Consider the following 18,761-nt stretch of genomic DNA (forward strand, 5'->3'; position numbering starts at 1 on the left):
GCGGTGTGGAACATCGACTCCTTCGACCAATGGGGCGTCGAACTCGGCAAGGTCCTCGCCAAGCGCGTCGAACCCGCCCTCACCGAGGGCGCGGAGGTCGAGGGCCTGGACGCCTCGACCCGGGCGCTGGTCGCCGCGTACCGGGAGGCGCGCGGCCGTCGGTGACGGTCACGGGACAGCGTGAAGCGTCACGCACGGCGGGCGGGGCCGGACCCCGCCCGCCGGAGGGCGTCAGGCCACGGCGCTGAGGGTGTCGGCGAGGCGGCGCCGGGCCGACCGGGCGGCGGGGACGGCGGCCAGGGCGGCCGCGCAGAGCACCGCCGCGGCCCCGAGCAGCACCACGAGGAGTGCCGAGGGGCCCTGCGCGATGCCCGCGCCGATGCCGCTCGACCTGCCCTGGGCGTCGATCAGCCACCGGGCGAGGGGCAGCCCCAGGGCGGTGGCGGCGAGCACGGCCGCCAGGGCGGTGAGGCCGGTGGCCGTGACGGTGACCGCCGTGATCTGCCGGGGGGACAGGCCGACGGCCTTCAGCGCCAGCAGGTCCCGCTCCCCCTCGCGGACGGTGCCGCCGATCGCGGTGAGCAGCTCGATCAGCCCGATCAGGGCGAGGACGGCGATCAGCCCGGCGACCACGGCGCGCAGCGGGGAGAGCCCGTCGGCCGGGTTGGTCACGGCGTGCACGTCGAGGCGGCCGTGCCCGGCCGAGGCGAGCCGCCCGGCGACCTCCGCGGGATCGGCGCCGGGCTTCAGCCGCAGTTCGTAGAGGGTGGGGCGGAGCCCGGGGTCGTTGGCGCGGAGGGTGTCGAGCGACGTCGAGATCACCCGGCCGGCGTTCTCCGGTTCGATGCTGCGGCCCACGATGTGCAGGATCTGCGGCTGGTCCCCGACGGTCATGCGCACCCAGTCCCCGACGCGCACGTCCAGCAGGTCGAGCAGCCCCTGCCCGGCCACGGCCTCGTCGGCGCCGCGGGCGGGACGGCCCTCGGCGAGGCTGTACGGATAGGGCTCGGCCCGGGTGCCGAGGCCGCGCAGGGCGATGGTCGCGGTCTGGCCCGGTACCAGGGCGGCCGTCTCGACGCCCGGGTAGGCGGCGGCGACCTGCGGGTCGTCCTCCAGGAGCGCGCGGACGCCCCGCTCGTCCGGTCCGGAATCGGCGCGGACGCTCAGGGTGGTGGGCAGACCGACCTGCTCGGGCCGGCTGTGGAAGCGGTCGAGGGTGGTCCACGCGCTCACCGCCACCACGATCAGCAGCAGCGGCAGCGCGAGGCGGGCGACCGTGGCCAGCGAGCGGGGACGGCGGGGGAACGCCGTGTGCCAGCCCAGGACGAGTGCGGGCGGCACCCGCACACCGAGCGCCCGGCGGGCCACGCCGGACAACCGCCCGCCCGGGGTCGCGGCGGGCCGGGGCACCGGCACCGGCGGCACCCGCCCGGCGCGCCAGGCGGCGAGCCCGGTGGTCGCGCCGATGAACAGCACCGCCCCGGCGGGGACCACGAGCAGCGCCACCGTGTGCCCGGGCAGTCCCTGCCACACCCCGACCGCGTCCCCGAGCCGGCCCGGGATCCGGCTGCCCAGGGCCTCGGCCAGGGCGGCGGCCGACACCGCGCCGAGCAGGGCGTAGGCGAGGTGCTGAAGGAGGAAGACGCGCACGACCTGCCCGGGTGTGAAGCCGATCGCCTTCAGTACCGACAGGTCGCGCAGATGGCCCCGGATACGGGTGCTGATCGCGCCGTGCACGGCGAGGCCGGCGGCGACCAGCGCGCCCAGGCCGAACAGTCCGAGCACCTGCCCGAGCAGCCGGTTGTCCCCCTGGGCCTCGGCGCGGGCCTGCTGCCAGGTGGAGACCTCGCCGATCGCGCCCGCCCCCAGCACGGTCACGGCCCGCTGCACGACGTAGGACGTGTCGCCCGGGTCGGTCAGCCGCAGCCCGATGACCTGGCCCCCTGGATCCGGCACGGCCGCCGGCAGCGCCCACACGAGGCCCGGCTGCTCACCGGGCCGGTAGCGCGGCTCGGCGCTGTCGGCGAGGCCGACGACGGTCAGCCGGCGGGCGGTGCCGGGCACCTCCAGGGTGTCGCCGGGCTGGACCAGCAGCGCCCGGGCCAGGCGGCTCTCCAGCACGACGCCGTCGGGCGTCGCGGGGTCGAGCCAGTGCCCGGAGACGAGCGGCGGGCGGCCGACGGACGGGCGCTGGGCGGTGGAGCGCAGTTCGACCGAGGCACGGCTGCCGCGGGCGGAGACGCTGGTGGCGGCGGTGGGATACGGTCCGGCGACCTCGTCGACTCCGTCCAGCGCGGCCAGTCTGCCCGCGTCGGCGGAGGAGTCGGTGTGCAGCCACACGTGCGCGCCGTGCGACTGCGTGAAGACGCGCTGCCAGGGGTTGGTCGCGTACCCGAACAGGGCGGTGGCCAGCAGCAGGGAGGCGACGACGCCCGCGGTGGCGAGGACGAGGAACAGCGCCTCGCCGCGGTGCGTGCGCAGATCGGAGTGGGCCCAGCGCAGGGTGGCTCGCATACGGGTCAGCCCTTCCGGGGTGTGTCGTACCCGCGCATGTCAGTCCCGGAGCTCCAGCACACCGGAGATCCCGGAGCGGCGCGGCGGGGTGGTGCCGCCGTCCAGTTCCGCGTCGTCGGCGATCCGGCCGTCGAAGAAGCTGATCACCCGGTCCGCCGCGCTCGCCAGCCGTGCGTCGTGCGTGACCAGCAGGATCGTCTGGCCGCGCTGGTGGAAGCGGGAGAGCAGCCGCATCACCTCGCGGGTGCCCTTGCTGTCCAGGCTGCCCGCGGGCTCGTCGGCCAGCAGCAGCGGGGGGTGGTTGACCAGCGCCCGGGCCAGGGCAACGCGTTGCTGCTCACCGCCGGACAGTTCGCCCGGCATGCTGCGCTCCTTGCCGGTCAGGCCCAGCTCGGCCAGCAGCGCCTCCCGCTCGGCGCGCGCCTGCTTCGGCGACGTCCCGGCGAGCAGGGCGGGCAGCTCGACGTTGTCGGCGACGGACAGGTTGGACACCAGGTTGAAGAACTGGAAGACGATCCCGATCCGCTTGCGGCGCTCCACGGCCCAGCGGGCCTCGCCGTAGGTCTCGGTGGACTCGCCGTCGAGCCAGATGCGCCCCGCGTCCGGCCGCTGGAGCCCGCCGAGCAGATGCAGCAGCGTGGACTTGCCGGCGCCGGAGGGGCCGGTGATCGCCACGAACTCGCCCCGCCGCACGCTCAGGTCGACCCCGCGCACGGCCCGGGCGGGCGCGCCCTCGCCGTGGTGCGTCTTCACCAGGCCCTCGGCGCGCAGCACAGGAGCGGGACGGTCGTCGCTCACTCCAGCTCCTCCAGCTCTTCCTGGCACCGCTCCAGCCAGTCGAGGTCGGCCTGCAGGTGCAGCATCGCGCCCTCGATCAGCAGGTGGGCGATGCGGTTGTCGCGGTCTTCGGCGGCGGCCAGCCTCGACAGCTGCCGCATGGTGTTCAGGTACTGGCGCCGCTGCTGGTTGATCAGGGCCACCTGGTCGGCGAGACCGGTCTGCGGGGCGAGTGCCAGCTTCATGAAGAACTCGTCCCGCACCCGCGGCTCGTCCTCGGGCTCCTCGAACCAGGCGCGCAGCGCCTCCCGCCCGGCCTCGGTGAGGTGGTAGACCTTCTTGTTGGGCCGGCTGGACTGTGCGACGTCCTCGCCCTCGATCAGTCCCGACTTCTCGAGGCGGCCGAGGGTCACATAGACCTGGCCGACGTTCGGCTGAGGGTACGCGGAGCCCAGCAGTTGCTCAAGGTCCTGCTTGAGCTCGTAGCCGTGGGCGGGTCCGCGGGCGAGGAGAGCCAGGAGGGGCAGGCGCACGCGTGCAGTCCTCCTGTCCGGTCCAATGTGCTCCAGGCCCTAGTATCGCCCATACCTAACAGGTATACATGGCCTCTGATTCCGGGCAAGGGTGCCCGTCGCCGGTGTACAGGGAGGAACCTATGCGGTGGATCCACGCCGCCGGTAGGGGCCTCCTCGTTCTCGTCGTGGTCCTGACCGGTCATGTCGCCGCCGGAGCGCAGGCCGGTGAACCCTCCCGGGACGGCCGCGGGCCGCTCACCCTCGCCACCGCCGGGGACCTCACCGGCTACCTCGGCCCCCTGCTGGACGGCTGGAACCGCGCCCATCCCGCCGAGAAGGTCACCCTCGTCGAACTGCCCGACTCGGCCGACGAGACCCAGGCGCAGATGATCACCGATCTGCGCGACGGCGACCGCAGCCGGTTCGACGTGCTCAACATCGACGTCAACTGGACCTCGGACTTCGCCGCCGCGGGCTGGATCAGGCCCCTGCCGCGCGACCGGTTCCCGCTGAAGACGTTCCTCCGGCCGGTCGTGGACACGGCCACCTACGACGACCGGCTCTACGCCGTCCCCTACGTCACCAACGCGGGCCTGCTCCTCTACCGCAAGGACGTGCTCGCGAAGGAGGGCGTCGAGCCGCCGCGCACCTGGGCCGAGCTGGAGCGCTACGCGCGGACGATCGCCCCCCAGTACGGGCTGGACGGGTACGCCGGGCAGTTCCTGCCGTACGAGGGCCTCACGGTCAACGCGGCGGAGGCGGTCTACTCCGCGGGCGGCTCGATCCTCGGCGACGAGGGCGAGCGTGTCACCGTCGACTCGGCGGCCGCCCGTGAGGGCATCGGATTCCTGGCACGGGGTGTGCGCGAGGGCTGGATCCCGCGGGAGGCCCTGTCGTACAAGGAGGAGGAGTCCAAGCAGGCCTTCCAGGACGGCCGGCTGCTCTTCCTGCGCAACTGGCCCTACGCCTATGTCGGGGCCTCCGCCCCGGGGTCGAAGGTGGCCGGGAAGGTCGGCGCCGTGCCGCTGCCCGGCCGGGAGGGGCCCGGGACGAGCGTCCTGGGCGGCTCCAACCTGGCCGTCAGCGCCCACGCCCGGCACCCGGACTCGGCGGCCCGGCTGATCGCCTACCTCACCAGTGAGCCGGTCCAGCGCCAGGTCCTCACCCGGGGCGCGCTGCCGCCCGTCCGTGCCGACCTCTACCGGGACCCGGCGCTGATCCGCCGCTTCCCGTACCTGCCGACCCTGCGCGAGAGCGTGATCGCGGCCGAGCCGCGCCCCAAGAGCCCGCGCTACGACCAGGTCAGCCTGGTCGTCCAGGCGGTCGTGCACGACGCGATGGCCGGGCACCAGACGCCCGAGGCGGCGGTGCGCCGGCTGGCGCGCGAACTCGCCCTCATCTCTCGCCGCTAGCCGGGTCCCGGCGGCCGAGTCCGCCCTCTCCTAGTTACATGTTAGGTAACGCGGACGTCTCATCTGCCGACGAGATGCCCTCTTTGTAGCGGTTCGCCCCACATCAACTCTCCAGTAGCTTCTGCCTTTTCATTGACACTCTCTCGACACGCCTACTTAACATGCATGCATAACCGCTGCCCCTCCACAGAGACAGGTCGATGGGTTGAACAGGCACCACTGGTGGCGTGACGCAGTGATCTACCAGGTCTACGTCCGCAGCTTCCTGGACAGCACCGGCGACGGCGTCGGCGACCTCGCCGGCGTCCGCGCGGGACTGCCCTACCTGAAGAAGCTCGGCGTCGACGGGATCTGGCTGAGCCCCTTCTACCCCTCGCCGCAGCACGACCACGGCTACGACGTGGCCGACTACTGCGACGTCGACCCGGTCTTCGGGGACCTCGGCGAGTTCGACCTGCTGGTCGGCTCCGCACACCGGCTGAACGTCAAGGTGCTGCTCGACATCGTCCCGAACCACTGCTCCAGCGAGCACCCCTGGTTCCGCGAGGCGCTCGCCGCCCCGCCCGGCAGCCCCGCCCGCGCCCGCTTCCACTTCGCCGACGGCCGCGGCCCCGACGGGTCGGAGCCGCCCAACAACTGGCACTCCATGTTCGGCGGCCCCGCCTGGACCCGGGTGACCGAGCCCGACGGCCGGCCCGGCCAGTGGTACCTGCACATGTTCGCGCCCGAGCAGCCCGACTGGAACTGGCGCAACCCGGAGATCGCCGCCGAGTTCGAGCGCATCCTGCGCTTCTGGCTCGACCGGGGCATCGACGGCTTCCGCATCGACGTCGCCGCCGGCCTCTTCAAGCACCCCGACCTGCCCGACTCCGACGACCCGGAGGCCGACGCCCGCACCCGCGACTCGGTCAACCCCCTCGCCTGGAACCAGCCCGAGGTGCACGACGTGTGGCGCCGCTGGCGCTCCCTGTGCGAGGAGTACACCGAGCGCGACGGCGCCGAACGCCTCCTCGTCGGCGAGGTCTCGGTCCCGACCGCACGCGAGCACGCCCGCTACGTACGGCCCGACGAACTCCACCAGGCCTTCTTCTTCGACCTGCTCAGCGCACCCTGGGACCCGGACGCCTTCCGCAAGGTCATCTCCGAGGCCATGCACGACATCGCCGGCACCGGCTCGACGGTCACCTGGGTCCTCAACAACCACGACCAGGTCCGCACCGTGACCCGCTACGGCGAACCCGCCACCGAGGGCAGCGGCCTCGGCGCCGCCCGCGCCCGCGCCGCCGCCCTGCTGATGCTGGCCCTGCCCGGCGCCGCGTACATCTACCAGGGCGAGGAGCTCGGACTGCCGGAGGTCGTGGACCTGCCGGACGACGTGCTCACCGACCCGATCTTCCGCCGCACCGGCAGCAGGGCCCGCATCCGCGACGGCTGCCGCGTGCCGCTGCCCTGGTCGGGGCAGGCCTCGCCGTTCGGCTTCACCCCCGGCGCCGAGAGCGCCAAGCCGTGGCTGCCGCAACCGGAGTACTTCGCCGAGTACGCCACCGACCGGGCCCTCGCCGACACCCGCTCCTTCTGGCACCTGTACCGCGACGGACTCCAACTGCGCTCCGCGCTGCCCCAGTTGGGCGAGGGCACGCTGCGCTGGCTGGACTCCCCGCCCGGCGTCCTGGCCTTCGAACGCGGCGATCTCGTCTGTGCCGTCAACTTCGGCACCGCCCCGACCCCCGCGCCGGTCCCCGGCACCCCCCTGCTCGCCAGCGGCTCCTGCCCGCCCGGAGTCCTCTCCGGCTCGACGGCCGCCTGGTGGATCCGTACCTGACCACCCCGCACGCGACACCCGCGCAAGCAACACCCGCGTAAGCAACATCCGCGCGAGCGAACTCCCCGCAAGCGAACCCTCCGAAGGGACATCGACGATGATGCGACGTACCACCCTGCTCACCGGCTGCACCGCCCTCGTGCTGGCGCTCGGCGCGACCGCCTGCGGCGGCGGGCCCGTCTCGGCCGGCGGCGGGGACAAGGCGCTCGACGGCCAGACCGTCACCGTGGCCGGCGTCTGGTCCGGCACCGAGCAGAAGAACTTCCAGAAGGTGCTGGACGCCTTCACCGAGAAGACCGGCGCCAAGACGCAGTTCACGTCCACCGGCGACAACGTCTCCACCGTCGTCGGCAGCAAGATCGAGGGTGGCAACGCCCCCGACGTCGTGATGGTCCCGCAGGTCGGCGTGCTCAAGCAGTTCGCGCAGAAGGGCTGGCTCAAGCCGCTGTCGCAGAAGACCGAGCAGGCCGTCGACGCGGGCTACGCGCCGGTGTGGAAGAACTACGGCAGCGTCGACGGCAAGCTGTACGGCCTGTACTTCAAGGCCGCCCACAAGTCGACCGTCTGGTACAGCCCCGACGCCCTCGACCAGGCGGGCGTCAAGCCCCCCAAGACCTACGACGAGATGCTGAAGGCCGGGCAGACCGTCTCCGACTCCGGCCTCGCCGCGTTCTCCGTCGCCGGACAGGACGGCTGGACCCTCACCGACTGGTTCGAGAACATCTACCTCTCGCAGGCCGGGCCCGAGAAGTACGACGCGCTCGCCGCGCACGAACTGAAGTGGACCGACTCCTCCGTCGTCGACGCCCTCACCACCCTCGGCAAGCTGTTCAAGGACAAGCAGCTCATCGCCGGCGGCCAGAAGGGCGCGCTGAACACCGACTTCCCCGGCTCGGTGGAGAAGGTGTTCGGGCCCGAGCCCGAGGCCGGCATGGTCTACGAGGGCGACTTCGTCGCCGGTGTCGCCAAGGACCAGTTCGGCAGGAAGGTCGGCGAGGACGCGAACTTCTTCCCCTTCCCGGCGGTCGGCGGCGGCGAGGCCCCGGTCGTCAGCGGCGGCGACGCCGCCGTCGTCCTGAAGGACGGCAAGAACCAGAAGGCCGCCCAGGCCCTCCTGGAGTACCTGGCCACCCCCGAAGCCTCCGCGGTGTGGGCCGAGGCCGGCGGCTTCCTCTCCCCGAACAAGAAGCTCGACCTCGCCTCCTACGGCGACGACGTCACCCGCGCCACCGCCGAGTCCCTCGTCGAGGCCGGCGACTCGGTCCGCTTCGACATGTCCGACCAGGCCCCCGCGGCCTTCGGCGGCACGAAGGGCACCGGCGAGTGGAAGCTGCTCCAGGACTTCCTGCGCGACCCCTCCGACCCCAAGGGCACCGCGGCGAAGCTGGAGGCCGCGGCGGCCAAGGCGTACCAGGACTGATACGCCGTGACCGCGACCCTCGTGAAAGAGACGAGTTCCCCGCCGCCGGCCCCGGACGCCGACCGCACCCGGCGCCTGCGGCGGCGCGGCAGAACCGTCGCCCTGCTGTTCGTGCTGCCCGCACTGCTGCTGCTCGGGGCGCTCGTCGTCTACCCCGTGCTGTTCAGCATCGGCCGCAGCTTCTTCGACGCCTCCGGCACGACCTTCGTCGGCGGCGACAACTACACCGAGATGTTCCGCGACCCGGCGACCCTCAAGGCCGTGCGCAACACGGCCATCTGGGTCGTCGTGGCCCCGGCGCTGCTCACCGGGCTCGGGCTGATCCTGGCCGTCCTGGTCGAGAAGGTCCGCTGGGCCACGGCGTTCAAACTGCTGCTGTTCATGCCGATGGCGGTCTCCTTCCTCGCCGCCGGCATCATCTTCCGCCTCGCCTACGACGAGGACCCGGACAAGGGCGTGCTGAACGCGGCGGTCGTCTCCGTCCACGACGCCTTCGCGGACCGGTCCACCTACCCGACGGCCCGGGCCCGCGACGGGCAGGGCCTGACCAAGGGCAAGGACGGCTCGTACCGCACGAGCGCCTCCCTCTCACCCGGGGACGCGGTCGCACTCGGCCTGGTCGGCGTCCGGCCCGCGGACCTGCCCGGCGACGCGCGGCCCGCGTCCGGGGCGGCCGGGCGGAAGCCCGCCGCGGACGAACTGCGCGGCGTCGTCTACCTGGACTTCACCCCCGGCGGGGGAGGGGAGCAGGGCAGGGTCGACGCGCGGGAGAGCGGACTGCCGCAGATGAAGGTCGAGGCGGTCCGCGGCGGCGAGACCGTCGCCTCGGCCACCACCGCCGCCGACGGCTCCTTCCGCTTCGAGGGCCTCGAACCGGGCTCGTACACGGTGACGCTGCCGTCGGCGAACTTCGCCCCGCCCTACGAGGGCGTCTCCTGGCTGGGCCCGGCGCTGGTCACCCCGGCGATCATCGGCGCCTACCTGTGGATCTGGACCGGTTTCGCGATGGTCCTGATCGGCGCGGGTCTGTCGACACTGCCCCGGGACGCGCTGGAGGCGGCGCGCATGGACGGCGCGAGCGAGTGGCAGATCTTCCGCCGCATCACGGTCCCGCTGCTCGCCCCGGTCCTCACGGTCGTCTTCATCACGCTCGTGATCAACGTGATGAAGGTGTTCGACCTCGTGTACATCATCGCGCCCGGACCCGTGCAGGAGGACGCGACCGTCCTCGCGACGCAGATGTGGCTGGTGTCGTTCGGCGGCGGCAACAACCAGGGCCTCGGCAGCGCGCTCGGCGTCCTGCTCCTGCTGCTGGTCGTCCCGGCCATGGTCTTCAACGTCCGCCGCTTCCGAAGGAGTCAGCGATGAACGCGGTACGGCGCTCCCTGGGCAACGGCGTCGTCCAGGCCTTCCTCGTGCTGGTCGGCCTGGTGTGGATGACCCCGCTGGCCGGGCTGTTCCTGTCCTCGCTCCGGTCCGCCGAGGACACGGCGAAGGGCGGCTGGTGGACGGTGTTCTCCAGCCCCGGGCAGCTGTCCTTCGACAACTACTCGTCGCTGCTGGGGAACGCCGGGATCACCCAGGCCTTCTGGAACACGGTGCTGATCTCGGTGCCGACGACGGTCCTGGTCGTGGTCGTCGCGGCCCTGGCCGGATACGCCTTCGCCTGGCTGGACTTCCCCGGCCGGGAGCCGGTGTTCCTGGTCGTGGTGGCGCTGTTGGTAGTGCCCGTCCAGATCGGCCTGCTGCCGGTCGCCAAACTCTTCGGCCAGCTGGGCCTGTTCGGCACGATCCCCGGAGTCGTCCTCTTCCACGTGGCGTACGGACTGCCCTTCGCGGTGTTCCTCCTGCGCAACTACTTCGCCGAGATGCCGAAGGAGATGCTGGAGGCCGCGCGGATGGACGGCGGCAGCGAATGGCGCATCTTCACACGCCTGGTGCTGCCCGTCGGCCGCCCGGCGATCGCCTCGCTGGCCATCTTCCAGTTCCTGTGGGTGTGGAACGACATGCTCGTGGCGTTGCTCTTCGCCGACAGCGCGTCCCAGCCGCTGACCGTGGAACTGCAGTCCCAGATACGCCAGTTCGGCAGCAACATCGACGTCCTGGCCCCGGGCGCGTTCCTGTCCCTGATCGTCCCGGTCGTCGTCTTCTTCGCCTTCCAGAAGCACTTCGTCCAGGGCGTGATGGCGGGCTCGGTCAAGTAGCCGCGCCCGACACGCCTTCGCCCACCCGCGACCGTCCTGACGCCGGTCGCGGGTGGGCGAGGACTTCGAGCCGAAACCCTAGGCCGAAGCCGGCGGGTACAGCGAGCGCGGGAGCTGGGACGCCGCCGCGGTGTCCAGGAGCCACAGGGTGCGGCTGCGGCCGTAGGCGCCCGCCGCCGGGGCCTGGATCTCGCCCGCGCCGGACAGTGCGATCGCCGCCGCCGACGCCTTGTCCTCGCCGGCCGCCAGCAGCCACACCTCGCGGGCCGCGCGGATCGCCGGCAGCGTCAGCGTCACCCGGGTCGGCGGGGGCTTGGGCGCCCCGTGGACGCCGACGACCGTGCGGTCCGTCTCGCGCACCGCCGGCAGCTCCGGGAACAGCGACGCCACGTGCGTGTCCGGGCCGACGCCCAGCATCAGCACGTCGAACGCCGGCACGGGGCCGTGGTCCTCGGGCCCGGCCGCCGCTGCCAGTTCCTCCGCGTAGGCGGCCGCCGCCGCCTCCACGTCGTCGCCGTGCGGGCCGTCCGAGGCGGGCATCGCGTGCACCCGCTTCGGATCGAGCGGCACCGCGTCGAGCAGTGCCTCACGGGCCTGGGTGACGTTGCGCTCCGGGTCGCCCTCCGGCAGGAAGCGCTCGTCGCCCCACCACAGGTCCAGCCGGGACCAGTCGACCGCGTCCCGGGCCGGTGCGGCCGCCAGCGCGGCCAGCAGGCCGTTGCCGTTGCGGCCGCCCGTGAGGACCACCGACGCCGAGCCCCGGGAGGACTGCGCGTCCACGATCCGGGTGATCAGCCGCGCCGCCGCGGCCTGCGCCATCAGCTCCTTGTCGCGGTGGACGACCAGCTGGGGAGTCGTGCTCACCTCGGGTCCCCCTTCCGCACCGGTTCCGGCGTCGGCGGCTGCTGCTTCACCGGTGCCTGCGCCGTCGCCTGCGCAGCGGGAGCTTTCGCAGCCTCCTCGACCGGGGCGGGGACACCGAGCCGGTCCCGTCCGCCGCCGCTTCCGGACCCACCGCCGGACCCCGGTTCTCCTTTGGCCACCGCCTGCTCCTGCGAGGCCGTCGCCGACCCGGAGCCCGTCAGCCGCTCCACGCCGTAGCGCAGCGCCGAGGCGTAGGTGTCGTCCGGGTCGAGCCGCCGCAGCTCCTCCGCGATCAGCTCGGCCGTCTCCCGGCGCTTGAGCGCCACCGCACGGGGCGGCTGGCCCTCGATGGTGAGCGTCGCCAGGGAGCCGTCGGCCCGGTCCAGCTGGATCGGGCCGCAGTCGGTGTCCATGCGGACCGCCGTCAGACCGGGGCCGCCGGACCGGGAGCGCTTCACGGGAACGTCCAGCCGGTCCGCGAGCCACATCGCCAGCAGCTCGCAGCTCGGGTTGAACTCCTCGCCCTCCACCTCGACGGCCTTCACCTCGCAGGTGATCTGGTCGAGCGCCGCCGCCAGCATCGAGCGCCAGGGCGTGATGCGCGTCCAGGACAGGTCCGTGTCACCGGGGGTGTACGCCCCGGCCCGGGTGGCCAGGTCCCGCACCGGCTGCTCGGAGGCGTAGGTGTCGGTGACGCGGCGCTGCCCGAGGGCCCCCAGGGGGTCCTTCGCCGGGTCGAGCGGAGCGTTCACCGGCCACCAGACCACCACCGGGGCGTCCGGCAGCAGCAGCGGCAGCACCACCGACTGGGCGTGGTCCACGACCTCGCCGTACAGCCGGAGGATCACGGTCTCGCCGGTGCCGGCCTCCGCGCCGACGCGGACCTCCGCGTCGAGGCGGGACTGCGTGCGGTCCCGGGGGGAGCGGGAGACGCGCTTGATGACGACGAGCGTGCGCGAGGGGTGCTCGCGCGAGGCGTCGCTCGCGGCCTTCAGCGCGTCGTAGGCGTTCTCCTCGTCCGTCACGATGACCAGCGTGAGCACCATGCCGACCGCCGGGGTGCCGATCGCCCGGCGGCCCTGCACCAGCGCCTTGTTGATCTTGCTGGCCGTGGTGTCGGTCAGGTCTATCTTCATGGCCGGCGCCAGCTCCGTCCGTGTCGCTCGAGCATGTCGTCCGCCTCGGCCGGGCCCCAGGTACCGGCCGGGTACTGGGCGGGCTTGCCGTTGGTGTCCCAGTACTCCTCGATCGGGTCGAGGATCTTCCAGGACAGCTCGACCTCCTCGGTGCGCGGGAAGAGGTTCGAGTCACCCAGCAGGACGTCCAGGATGAGACGCTCGTACGCCTCCGGGCTGGACTCCGTGAAGGACTCGCCGTACGCGAAGTCCATCGACACGTCCCGGATCTCCATGGACGTGCCCGGCACCTTCGAGCCGAAGCGGACCGTGACGCCCTCGTCCGGCTGGACGCGGATGACGATCGCGTTGGAGCCGAGCTCCTCGGTGGCCGTGGAGTCGAAGGGGGAGTGCGGGGCCCGCTGGAAGACGACGGCGATCTCCGTCACCCGGCGGCCCAGCCGCTTGCCCGTGCGCAGGTAGAAGGGGACGCCCGCCCAGCGGCGGTTGTCGATCTCCAGCTTGACCGCGGCGTAGGTGTCGGTCTTGGAGGAGGCGTCGATGCCGTCCTCCTCCAGGTAGCCGCGCACCTTGGTGCCGCCCTGCCAGCCGGCCGCGTACTGGGCGCGCACGGTGTCGCGGCCCAGGTCCTGCGGCAGCCGCACGGCCCCGAGCACCTTGGTCTTCTCCGCGGCGAGCGCGTCCGCGTCGAAGGAGGCGGGCTCCTCCATCGCGGTGAGCGCCATCAGCTGGAGCAGGTGGTTCTGGATGACGTCGCGGGCGGCGCCGATGCCGTCGTAGTAGCCGGCCCGGCCGCCGATGCCGATGTCCTCGGCCATGGTGATCTGCACATGGTCCACGAAGGACCGGTTCCAGATCGGCTCGAACATCGTGTTGGCGAAGCGCAGCGCCAGGATGTTCTGGACGGTCTCCTTGCCCAGGTAGTGGTCGATGCGGAAGACCTGGTCCGGGGCGAAGACCTCGTGGACGACCTTGTTGAGCTCCTCGGCCGACTCCAGGTTGTGGCCGAACGGCTTCTCGATGATCGCGCGCCGCCAGGAACCGCCCGGCTGGTCGGCCAGCTGGTGCTTCTTCAGCTGCTTGATGACCACCGGGAAGGCCGACGGCGGCACCGAGAGGTAGAAGGCGAAGTTCCCGCCCGTGCCCTGCGCCTTGTCGAGCTCCTCGATCGTGGAGCGCAGCCGCTCGAAGGCGTCGTCGTCGTCGAACGTGCCCTGCACGAACCGCATGCCCTGGATGAGCTGCTGCCAGACCTCCTCGCGGAAGGGCGTGCGCGCGTGTTCCTTGACCGCGTCGTGCACCTCCTGCGCGAAGTCCTCGTGCGCCCACTCGCGGCGGGCGAAGCCCACCAGCGAGAAGCCCGGCGGGAGCAGGCCCCGGTTGGCGAGGTCGTACACGGCCGGCATGAGCTTCTTGCGGGAGAGGTCGCCCGTGACGCCGAAAATGACCAGGCCCGACGGCCCCGCGATGCGCGGGAGCCGTCGGTCCGCGGGGTCACGCAGCGGATTGCTGCTCGACACCTGTTCAGCCCTCCGAGGGGGCGAGGCGCTTCAGCTCGGCCTCGGTCGACTTCAGCAGGTCGTTCCAGGAGTCCTCGAACTTCTCGACTCCCTCCTTCTCCAGCAGCTGCACGACCTCGTCGTACTTGATGCCCAGCCGCTCGACGGCGTCGAGGTCGGCGCGGGCCTGCTCGTAGGTGCCGGCGACGGTGTCGCCCGTGATCTCGCCGTGGTCCTCGGTGGCGAACAGGGTCGCCTCCGGCATGGTGTTCACCGTGTTCGGGGCGACGAGGTCGGTGACGTACATGGTGTCGCTGTACGCCTTGTCCTTGACGCCGGTCGACGCCCACAGCGGACGCTGCTTGTTGGCGCCGGCCTTCTCCAGGGCGTTCCAGCGGTCCGAGGAGAAGACCTCCTCGTAGGCCTGGTAGGCGAGGCGGGCGTTGGCCACGGCGGCCTTGCCGCGCAGCGCCTTGGCCTCGTCGGTGCCCAGCGCGTCGATCCGCTTGTCGATCTCCGTGTCCACGCGGGAGACGAAGAAGGACGCCACGGAGTGGATCTGCGACAGGTCCAGGCCGCGCTCCTTGGCCTTCTCCAGGCCGGTCAGGAACGCGTCCATCACCTTGCGGTAGCGCTCCAGGGAGAAGATCAACGTCACGTTGACGCTGATGCCCAGGCCGATGGTCTCGGCGATCGCCGGGATGCCGGCCTCGGTCGCCGGGATCTTGATGAGGGTGTTGGGCCGGTCCACCAGCCACGCGAGCTGCTTGGCCTCGGCGACCGTGGCCCGGGTGTTGTGCGCCAGGCGCGGGTCGACCTCGATCGAGACCCGGCCGTCCTTGCCGCCGGTGGCGTCGAAGACGGGGCGCAGCACGTCGGCGGCGTCGCGGACGTCCGCCGTGGTGATCATGCGGATGGCCTCTTCGACGGTGACCTCACGGGCGGCCAGGTCGGTCAGCTGCGTGTCGTAGCCGTCGCCCTGCGAGATCGCCTTCTGGAAGATCGACGGGTTGGTGGTGACGCCCACGACGTGCTGCTGGTCGATCAGCTCGGCGAGGTTGCCGGACGTGATCCGCTTGCGCGACAGGTCGTCCAGCCAGATCGCCACGCCTTCCTCGGAGAGGCGCTTGAGTGCGTCTGTCATGGAAATTCCATCTCCTACGTGTCGTATATGAGCGTCAGCGCTGAGCTGCGGCGATCGATTCCCGGGCGGCGGCGGCCACGTTCTCCGCGGTGAAGCCGAACTCCCGGAACAGCACCTTGCCGTCGGCCGAAGCACCGAAGTGCTCCAGGGAAACGATGCGGCCGGCGTCCCCCACGTACTTGTGCCAGGTGAGGCCGATCCCGGCCTCCACCGCGACACGGGCCCGGACGGACGGCGGCAGGACGCTGTCCCGGTACCCCTGGTCCTGCTGCTCGAACCACTCCACGGACGGCATCGACACCACGCGCGTGGGCACGCCGGCGCCCTGGAGCTGCTCGCGCGCCTCGACGGCGACGTGCACCTCCGAGCCGGTGGCGATCAGGATGACCTCGGGCGCAGCATCCTGCCCTTCGGGCCCTTCGGCCTCGAACAGGACGTAGCCGCCCTTGGCCGCGTCGTCGTTGGGCTCGTAGGTCGGTACGCCCTGGCGCGTGAGCGCCAGACCGTGCGGCTGGCCCTTGCCGAACTCCTTCGTCCAGCGCTTGAGGATCTCGCGCCAGGCGATGGCGGTCTCGTTGGCGTCGGCCGGGCGGACGACGTTCAAGCCCGGGATCGCGCGCAGCGACGCGAGGTGCTCGACCGGCTGGTGCGTCGGGCCGTCCTCACCGAGACCGATGGAGTCGTGCGTCCACACGTACGTCACCGGCAGGTGCATCAGCGCCGACAGCCGCACCGCGTTGCGCATGTAGTCGGAGAACACCAGGAAGGTGCCGCCGTAGATGCGGGTGTTGCCGTGCAGCGCGATGCCGTTCATCTCGGCGGCCATCGCGTGCTCGCGGATGCCGAAGTGGATCGTGCGGCCGTACGGGTCCGCCTCCGGCAGCGGGTTGTCCGCCGGGAGGAAGGAGCTGGTCTTGTCGATGGTGGTGTTGTTGGAGCCGGCCAGGTCGGCCGAGCCGCCCCACAGCTCGGGGATGACCCCGCCGAGCGCCTGCAGCACCTTGCCGGACGCGGCACGCGTCGCGACGCCCTTGCCGACCTCGAAGACCGGGATCTTCTCCTCCCAGCCCTTGGGCAGCTCGCCCTGGGCGATGCGGTCGTACTCGGCGGCGCGCTCGGGGTTGTTGTCCCGCCACTGCTGGTACGCCTTGTCCCACACCGCGCGGGCCGCCCTGCCCCGCTCCAGCGCCTTGCGGGTGTGCTCGATGACCTCGTCGGAGACCTCGAAGGACTGCTCCGGGTCGAAGCCGAGGACGCGCTTGGTGGCCGCGACCTCGTCGTCGCCGAGCGCCGAGCCGTGCGCGGCCTCGGTGTTCTGCGCGTTCGGGGCCGGCCAGGCGATGATCGAGCGCATCGCGATGAAGGACGGCCGGTCCGTGACGGCCTGGGCCTGCTGGATCGCCTCGTGGATCGCGGCCGGGTCCAGGTCGCCGTTCTCCTGCGGCTGCACCCGCTGCACGTGCCAGCCGTAGGCCTCGTACCGCTTGACGGTGTCCTCGGAGACGGCCGTCTCGGTGTCGCCCTCGATCGAGATGTGGTTGTCGTCCCACAGCAGGATCAGGTTGCCGAGCTTCTGGTGGCCCGCCAGGGAGGACGCCTCGGAGGAGATGCCCTCCTGGAGGCAGCCGTCACCGGCGATGCAGTAGACGAAGTGGTCGAAGGGCGACTCGCCCTCCGGGGCCTCCGGGTCGAACAGGCCGCGCTCGTAGCGGGCGGCCATCGCCATGCCCACCGCGTTGGCGACACCCTGCCCCAGCGGGCCGGTCGTCGTCTCCACGCCGGTGGTGTGCCCGTACTCGGGGTGGCCGGGGGTCTTCGAACCCCAGGTGCGGAACGACTTCAGGTCGTCCAGCTCCAGGCCGAAGCCCGCCAGGTACAGCTGGGTGTAGAGGGTCAGGGACGAGTGGCCGGCGGACAGCACGAAGCGGTCCCGCCCGACCCAGTCGGCGTCCGCCGGGTCGTGCCGCATCACCTTCTGGAAGAGGGTGTAGGCGGCGGGCGCGAGGCTCATCGCCGTACCCGGATGGCCGTTGCCGACCTTCTGTACGGCGTCGGCGGCCAGGACACGCGCGGTGTCCACGGCCCGCTGGTCCAACTCGGTCCACTCGAGGTCTGTGGTGGTCGGCTTGATGCTCACCCTGGGTCAGGGCTCCTCTCCACATGTTCGGATGCCGGTGTATCGGGGCGCCCACCGGCCGCAGTCGAGCCTACCCCCGTGGGACGTGCGATTTTCCGAGTCACTCCAGAGTGCCGGGCGTCATCGCGATCCGCCTCCCGACTGGGCCGTACCGCATTCGACAGGTGAATACGGAGCCGCTCATCCGGGTGCTCAATCGAGCTTCGAACCGCCCGTCCGAAGCCCCTCGCCAACACGAGGCGACCCCCGCGAATGTCCGACTCTGGGCAACGTCTAAAGTGGCGTGGTACGCGCGAGCCTTTACCGTCACTTCACACGGTGGGGCTCGCTGGACTGTCTCTGTAGGGGTGTGCGTGACGGCCGTTGAATCCCGTCCAGCGGGGATGCTGGGGACGGACCAGAGCCCGGCCCACCGGCCGTTCGGGGCCCGTGTCAAGGGCTTCGTGGCTCTCACCAAGCCGCGGATCATCGAGCTGCTGCTCATCACCACGGTGCCGGTGATGTTCCTGGCGGAGCAGGGCGTGCCCGATCTGACGCTGGTGCTGCTCACCTGCGTCGGCGGTTACCTGTCGGCGGGCGGCGCCAACGCGCTCAACATGTACATCGACCGCGACATCGACGCGCTGATGGACCGCACCTCGCAGCGCCCGCTGGTCACCGGCATGGTCAGCCCGCGCGAGTGCCTCGCCTTCGGCATCACCCTGGCGATCGTCTCGACGCTGCTGTTCGGCCTCACCGTGAACTGGCTGAGCGCCTGGCTCTCCCTGGGCGCCCTGCTGTTCTACGTGGTCGTCTACACGATGATCCTCAAGCGCCGCACCTCGCAGAACATCGTCTGGGGCGGCATCGCCGGCTGCCTGCCGGTGCTGATCGGCTGGTCCTCGGTCACCAACTCGATGTCCTGGGCCCCGGTCATCCTGTTCCTCGTCATGTTCTTCTGGACGCCGCCGCACTACTGGCCGCTGTCCATGAAGGTCAAGGACGACTACGCGCGCGTGGGCGTGCCGATGCTGCCGGTGGTGGCCTCCAACAAGGTCGTCGCCAAGCAGATCGTGATCTACAGCTGGGTCATGGTCGGTGTGTCGCTGCTGCTCACCCCGCTCGGCTACACCGGCTGGTTCTACACGGCGGTGGCCCTGCTGGCCGGCGCCTTCTGGCTCTGGGAGGCCCACGGCCTGCAGAACCGCGCGAAGGCGGAGGTGACGGGCGCCAAGCTCAAGGAGATGCGCCTGTTCCACTGGTCGATCACCTACGTCTCGCTGCTGTTCGTGGCCGTCGCCGTGGACCCGTTCCTGCGCTGACGCACGTCACACCGAC

15 protein-coding genes are annotated in these 18,761 nt (G+C 71.7%); 7 read left to right on the forward strand and 8 right to left on the reverse strand.

The features are described 5' to 3' along the window. A partial coding sequence (locus ACH4C6_RS32815; protein WP_398112405.1) for a hypothetical protein occupies positions 1–165 on the forward strand: 165 nt, incomplete at its 5' end. Positions 166–231: 66 nt separating this feature from the next. Here the strand turns inward: ACH4C6_RS32815 and ACH4C6_RS32820 are convergent. The 3 genes from ACH4C6_RS32820 to ACH4C6_RS32830 are packed head-to-tail and all read right to left on the reverse strand — an operon-like array spanning position 232 to position 3,824. Then, positions 232–2,514, reverse strand: a complete 2,283-nt coding sequence (locus ACH4C6_RS32820) for an FtsX-like permease family protein (RefSeq protein ID WP_398112315.1) — start codon at positions 2,512–2,514, stop codon at positions 232–234. Positions 2,515–2,553: 39 nt separating this feature from the next. Next, positions 2,554–3,312, reverse strand: coding sequence for an ABC transporter ATP-binding protein (locus tag ACH4C6_RS32825; protein WP_398112316.1), 759 nt, complete (start codon positions 3,310–3,312; stop codon positions 2,554–2,556). Beyond that, positions 3,309–3,824, reverse strand: coding sequence for a PadR family transcriptional regulator (locus ACH4C6_RS32830; RefSeq protein ID WP_376331881.1), 516 nt, complete (start codon positions 3,822–3,824; stop codon positions 3,309–3,311). The genes ACH4C6_RS32825 and ACH4C6_RS32830 overlap by 4 nt, the downstream gene beginning before the upstream one ends. Before the next feature lie 122 nt (positions 3,825–3,946). Between ACH4C6_RS32830 and ACH4C6_RS32835 the strand changes: the two genes are divergently transcribed. The 5 genes from ACH4C6_RS32835 to ACH4C6_RS32855 all read left to right on the forward strand — a co-directional run bounded on the left by ACH4C6_RS32835 (position 3,947) and on the right by ACH4C6_RS32855 (position 10,664). After that, positions 3,947–5,218: an ABC transporter substrate-binding protein gene (locus ACH4C6_RS32835; RefSeq protein ID WP_398112317.1), complete on the forward strand. Its 1,272-nt coding sequence runs from the start codon at positions 3,947–3,949 to the stop codon at positions 5,216–5,218. 205 nt (positions 5,219–5,423) lie between these two features. Further along, a complete protein-coding gene (locus ACH4C6_RS32840) occupies positions 5,424–7,040 on the forward strand; it encodes a glycoside hydrolase family 13 protein (protein ID WP_398112318.1) in 1,617 nt (538 codons plus the stop codon). Between the two features lie 97 nt (positions 7,041–7,137). Next, the gene (locus ACH4C6_RS32845) at positions 7,138–8,460 is read left to right on the forward strand and encodes an ABC transporter substrate-binding protein (protein ID WP_398112319.1); all 1,323 of its coding nucleotides are present in this window, start codon (positions 7,138–7,140) and stop codon (positions 8,458–8,460) included. A gap of 6 nt (positions 8,461–8,466) precedes the next feature. Continuing rightward, on the forward strand, positions 8,467–9,828 hold the full coding sequence (locus tag ACH4C6_RS32850) for an ABC transporter permease subunit (protein WP_398112320.1): 1,362 nt from the start codon (positions 8,467–8,469) through the stop codon (positions 9,826–9,828). Beyond that, the gene (locus ACH4C6_RS32855; protein WP_398112321.1) at positions 9,825–10,664 is read left to right on the forward strand and encodes a carbohydrate ABC transporter permease; all 840 of its coding nucleotides are present in this window, start codon (positions 9,825–9,827) and stop codon (positions 10,662–10,664) included. Before ACH4C6_RS32850 ends, ACH4C6_RS32855 begins: the two co-directional genes overlap by 4 nt. A 78-nt stretch (positions 10,665–10,742) precedes the next feature. Here the strand turns inward: ACH4C6_RS32855 and pgl are convergent, their stop codons facing one another. From pgl to tkt, 5 genes are read right to left on the reverse strand one after another with little or no spacing between them, the layout of a single operon-like run. Continuing rightward, entirely contained in the window at positions 10,743–11,528 is a 786-nt protein-coding gene (gene pgl, locus ACH4C6_RS32860; protein ID WP_398112322.1) for a 6-phosphogluconolactonase, read from the reverse strand. Continuing rightward, entirely contained in the window at positions 11,525–12,664 is a 1,140-nt protein-coding gene (gene opcA / locus ACH4C6_RS32865; RefSeq protein WP_398112323.1) for a glucose-6-phosphate dehydrogenase assembly protein OpcA, read from the reverse strand. Before opcA ends, pgl begins: the two co-directional genes overlap by 4 nt. Continuing rightward, positions 12,661–14,184, reverse strand: a complete 1,524-nt coding sequence (gene zwf / locus ACH4C6_RS32870; protein WP_398112324.1) for a glucose-6-phosphate dehydrogenase — start codon at positions 14,182–14,184, stop codon at positions 12,661–12,663. The genes opcA and zwf overlap by 4 nt, the downstream gene beginning before the upstream one ends. Before the next feature lie 4 nt (positions 14,185–14,188). Beyond that, positions 14,189–15,307, reverse strand: a complete 1,119-nt coding sequence (tal, locus tag ACH4C6_RS32875) for a transaldolase (RefSeq protein WP_398112325.1) — start codon at positions 15,305–15,307, stop codon at positions 14,189–14,191. 34 nt (positions 15,308–15,341) lie between these two features. Next, positions 15,342–17,444 (reverse strand): transketolase, encoded by a 2,103-nt coding sequence (gene tkt / locus ACH4C6_RS32880; protein ID WP_398112326.1) that lies wholly within the window; start codon positions 17,442–17,444, stop codon positions 15,342–15,344. A gap of 383 nt (positions 17,445–17,827) precedes the next feature. Here tkt and ACH4C6_RS32885 point away from each other — a divergent pair, with 383 nt between their 5' ends. Continuing rightward, a complete protein-coding gene (locus tag ACH4C6_RS32885) occupies positions 17,828–18,745 on the forward strand; it encodes a heme o synthase (protein WP_398112406.1) in 918 nt (305 codons plus the stop codon). The last annotated feature ends 16 nt before the right edge of the window (positions 18,746–18,761 follow it).

Origin of the sequence: Streptomyces sp. NPDC017943 (assembly GCF_044328425.1) — a bacterium.
Lineage (GTDB): Bacteria > Actinomycetota > Actinomycetes > Streptomycetales > Streptomycetaceae > Streptomyces > Streptomyces djakartensis_A.

Coding starts and splice junctions, on each gene's coding strand:
- ACH4C6_RS32820 (WP_398112315.1), bottom strand. CDS start 2,514: ATGCGAGCCACCCTGCGCTGGGCCCACTCCGATCTGCGCACGCACCGC.
- ACH4C6_RS32835 (WP_398112317.1), top strand. CDS start 3,947: ATGCGGTGGATCCACGCCGCCGGTAGGGGCCTCCTCGTTCTCGTCGTG.
- ACH4C6_RS32845 (WP_398112319.1), top strand. CDS start 7,138: ATGATGCGACGTACCACCCTGCTCACCGGCTGCACCGCCCTCGTGCTG.
- ACH4C6_RS32855 (WP_398112321.1), top strand. CDS start 9,825: ATGAACGCGGTACGGCGCTCCCTGGGCAACGGCGTCGTCCAGGCCTTC.
- opcA (WP_398112323.1), bottom strand. CDS start 12,664: ATGAAGATAGACCTGACCGACACCACGGCCAGCAAGATCAACAAGGCG.
- tal (WP_398112325.1), bottom strand. CDS start 15,307: ATGACAGACGCACTCAAGCGCCTCTCCGAGGAAGGCGTGGCGATCTGG.
- ACH4C6_RS32885 (WP_398112406.1), top strand. CDS start 17,828: ATGCTGGGGACGGACCAGAGCCCGGCCCACCGGCCGTTCGGGGCCCGT.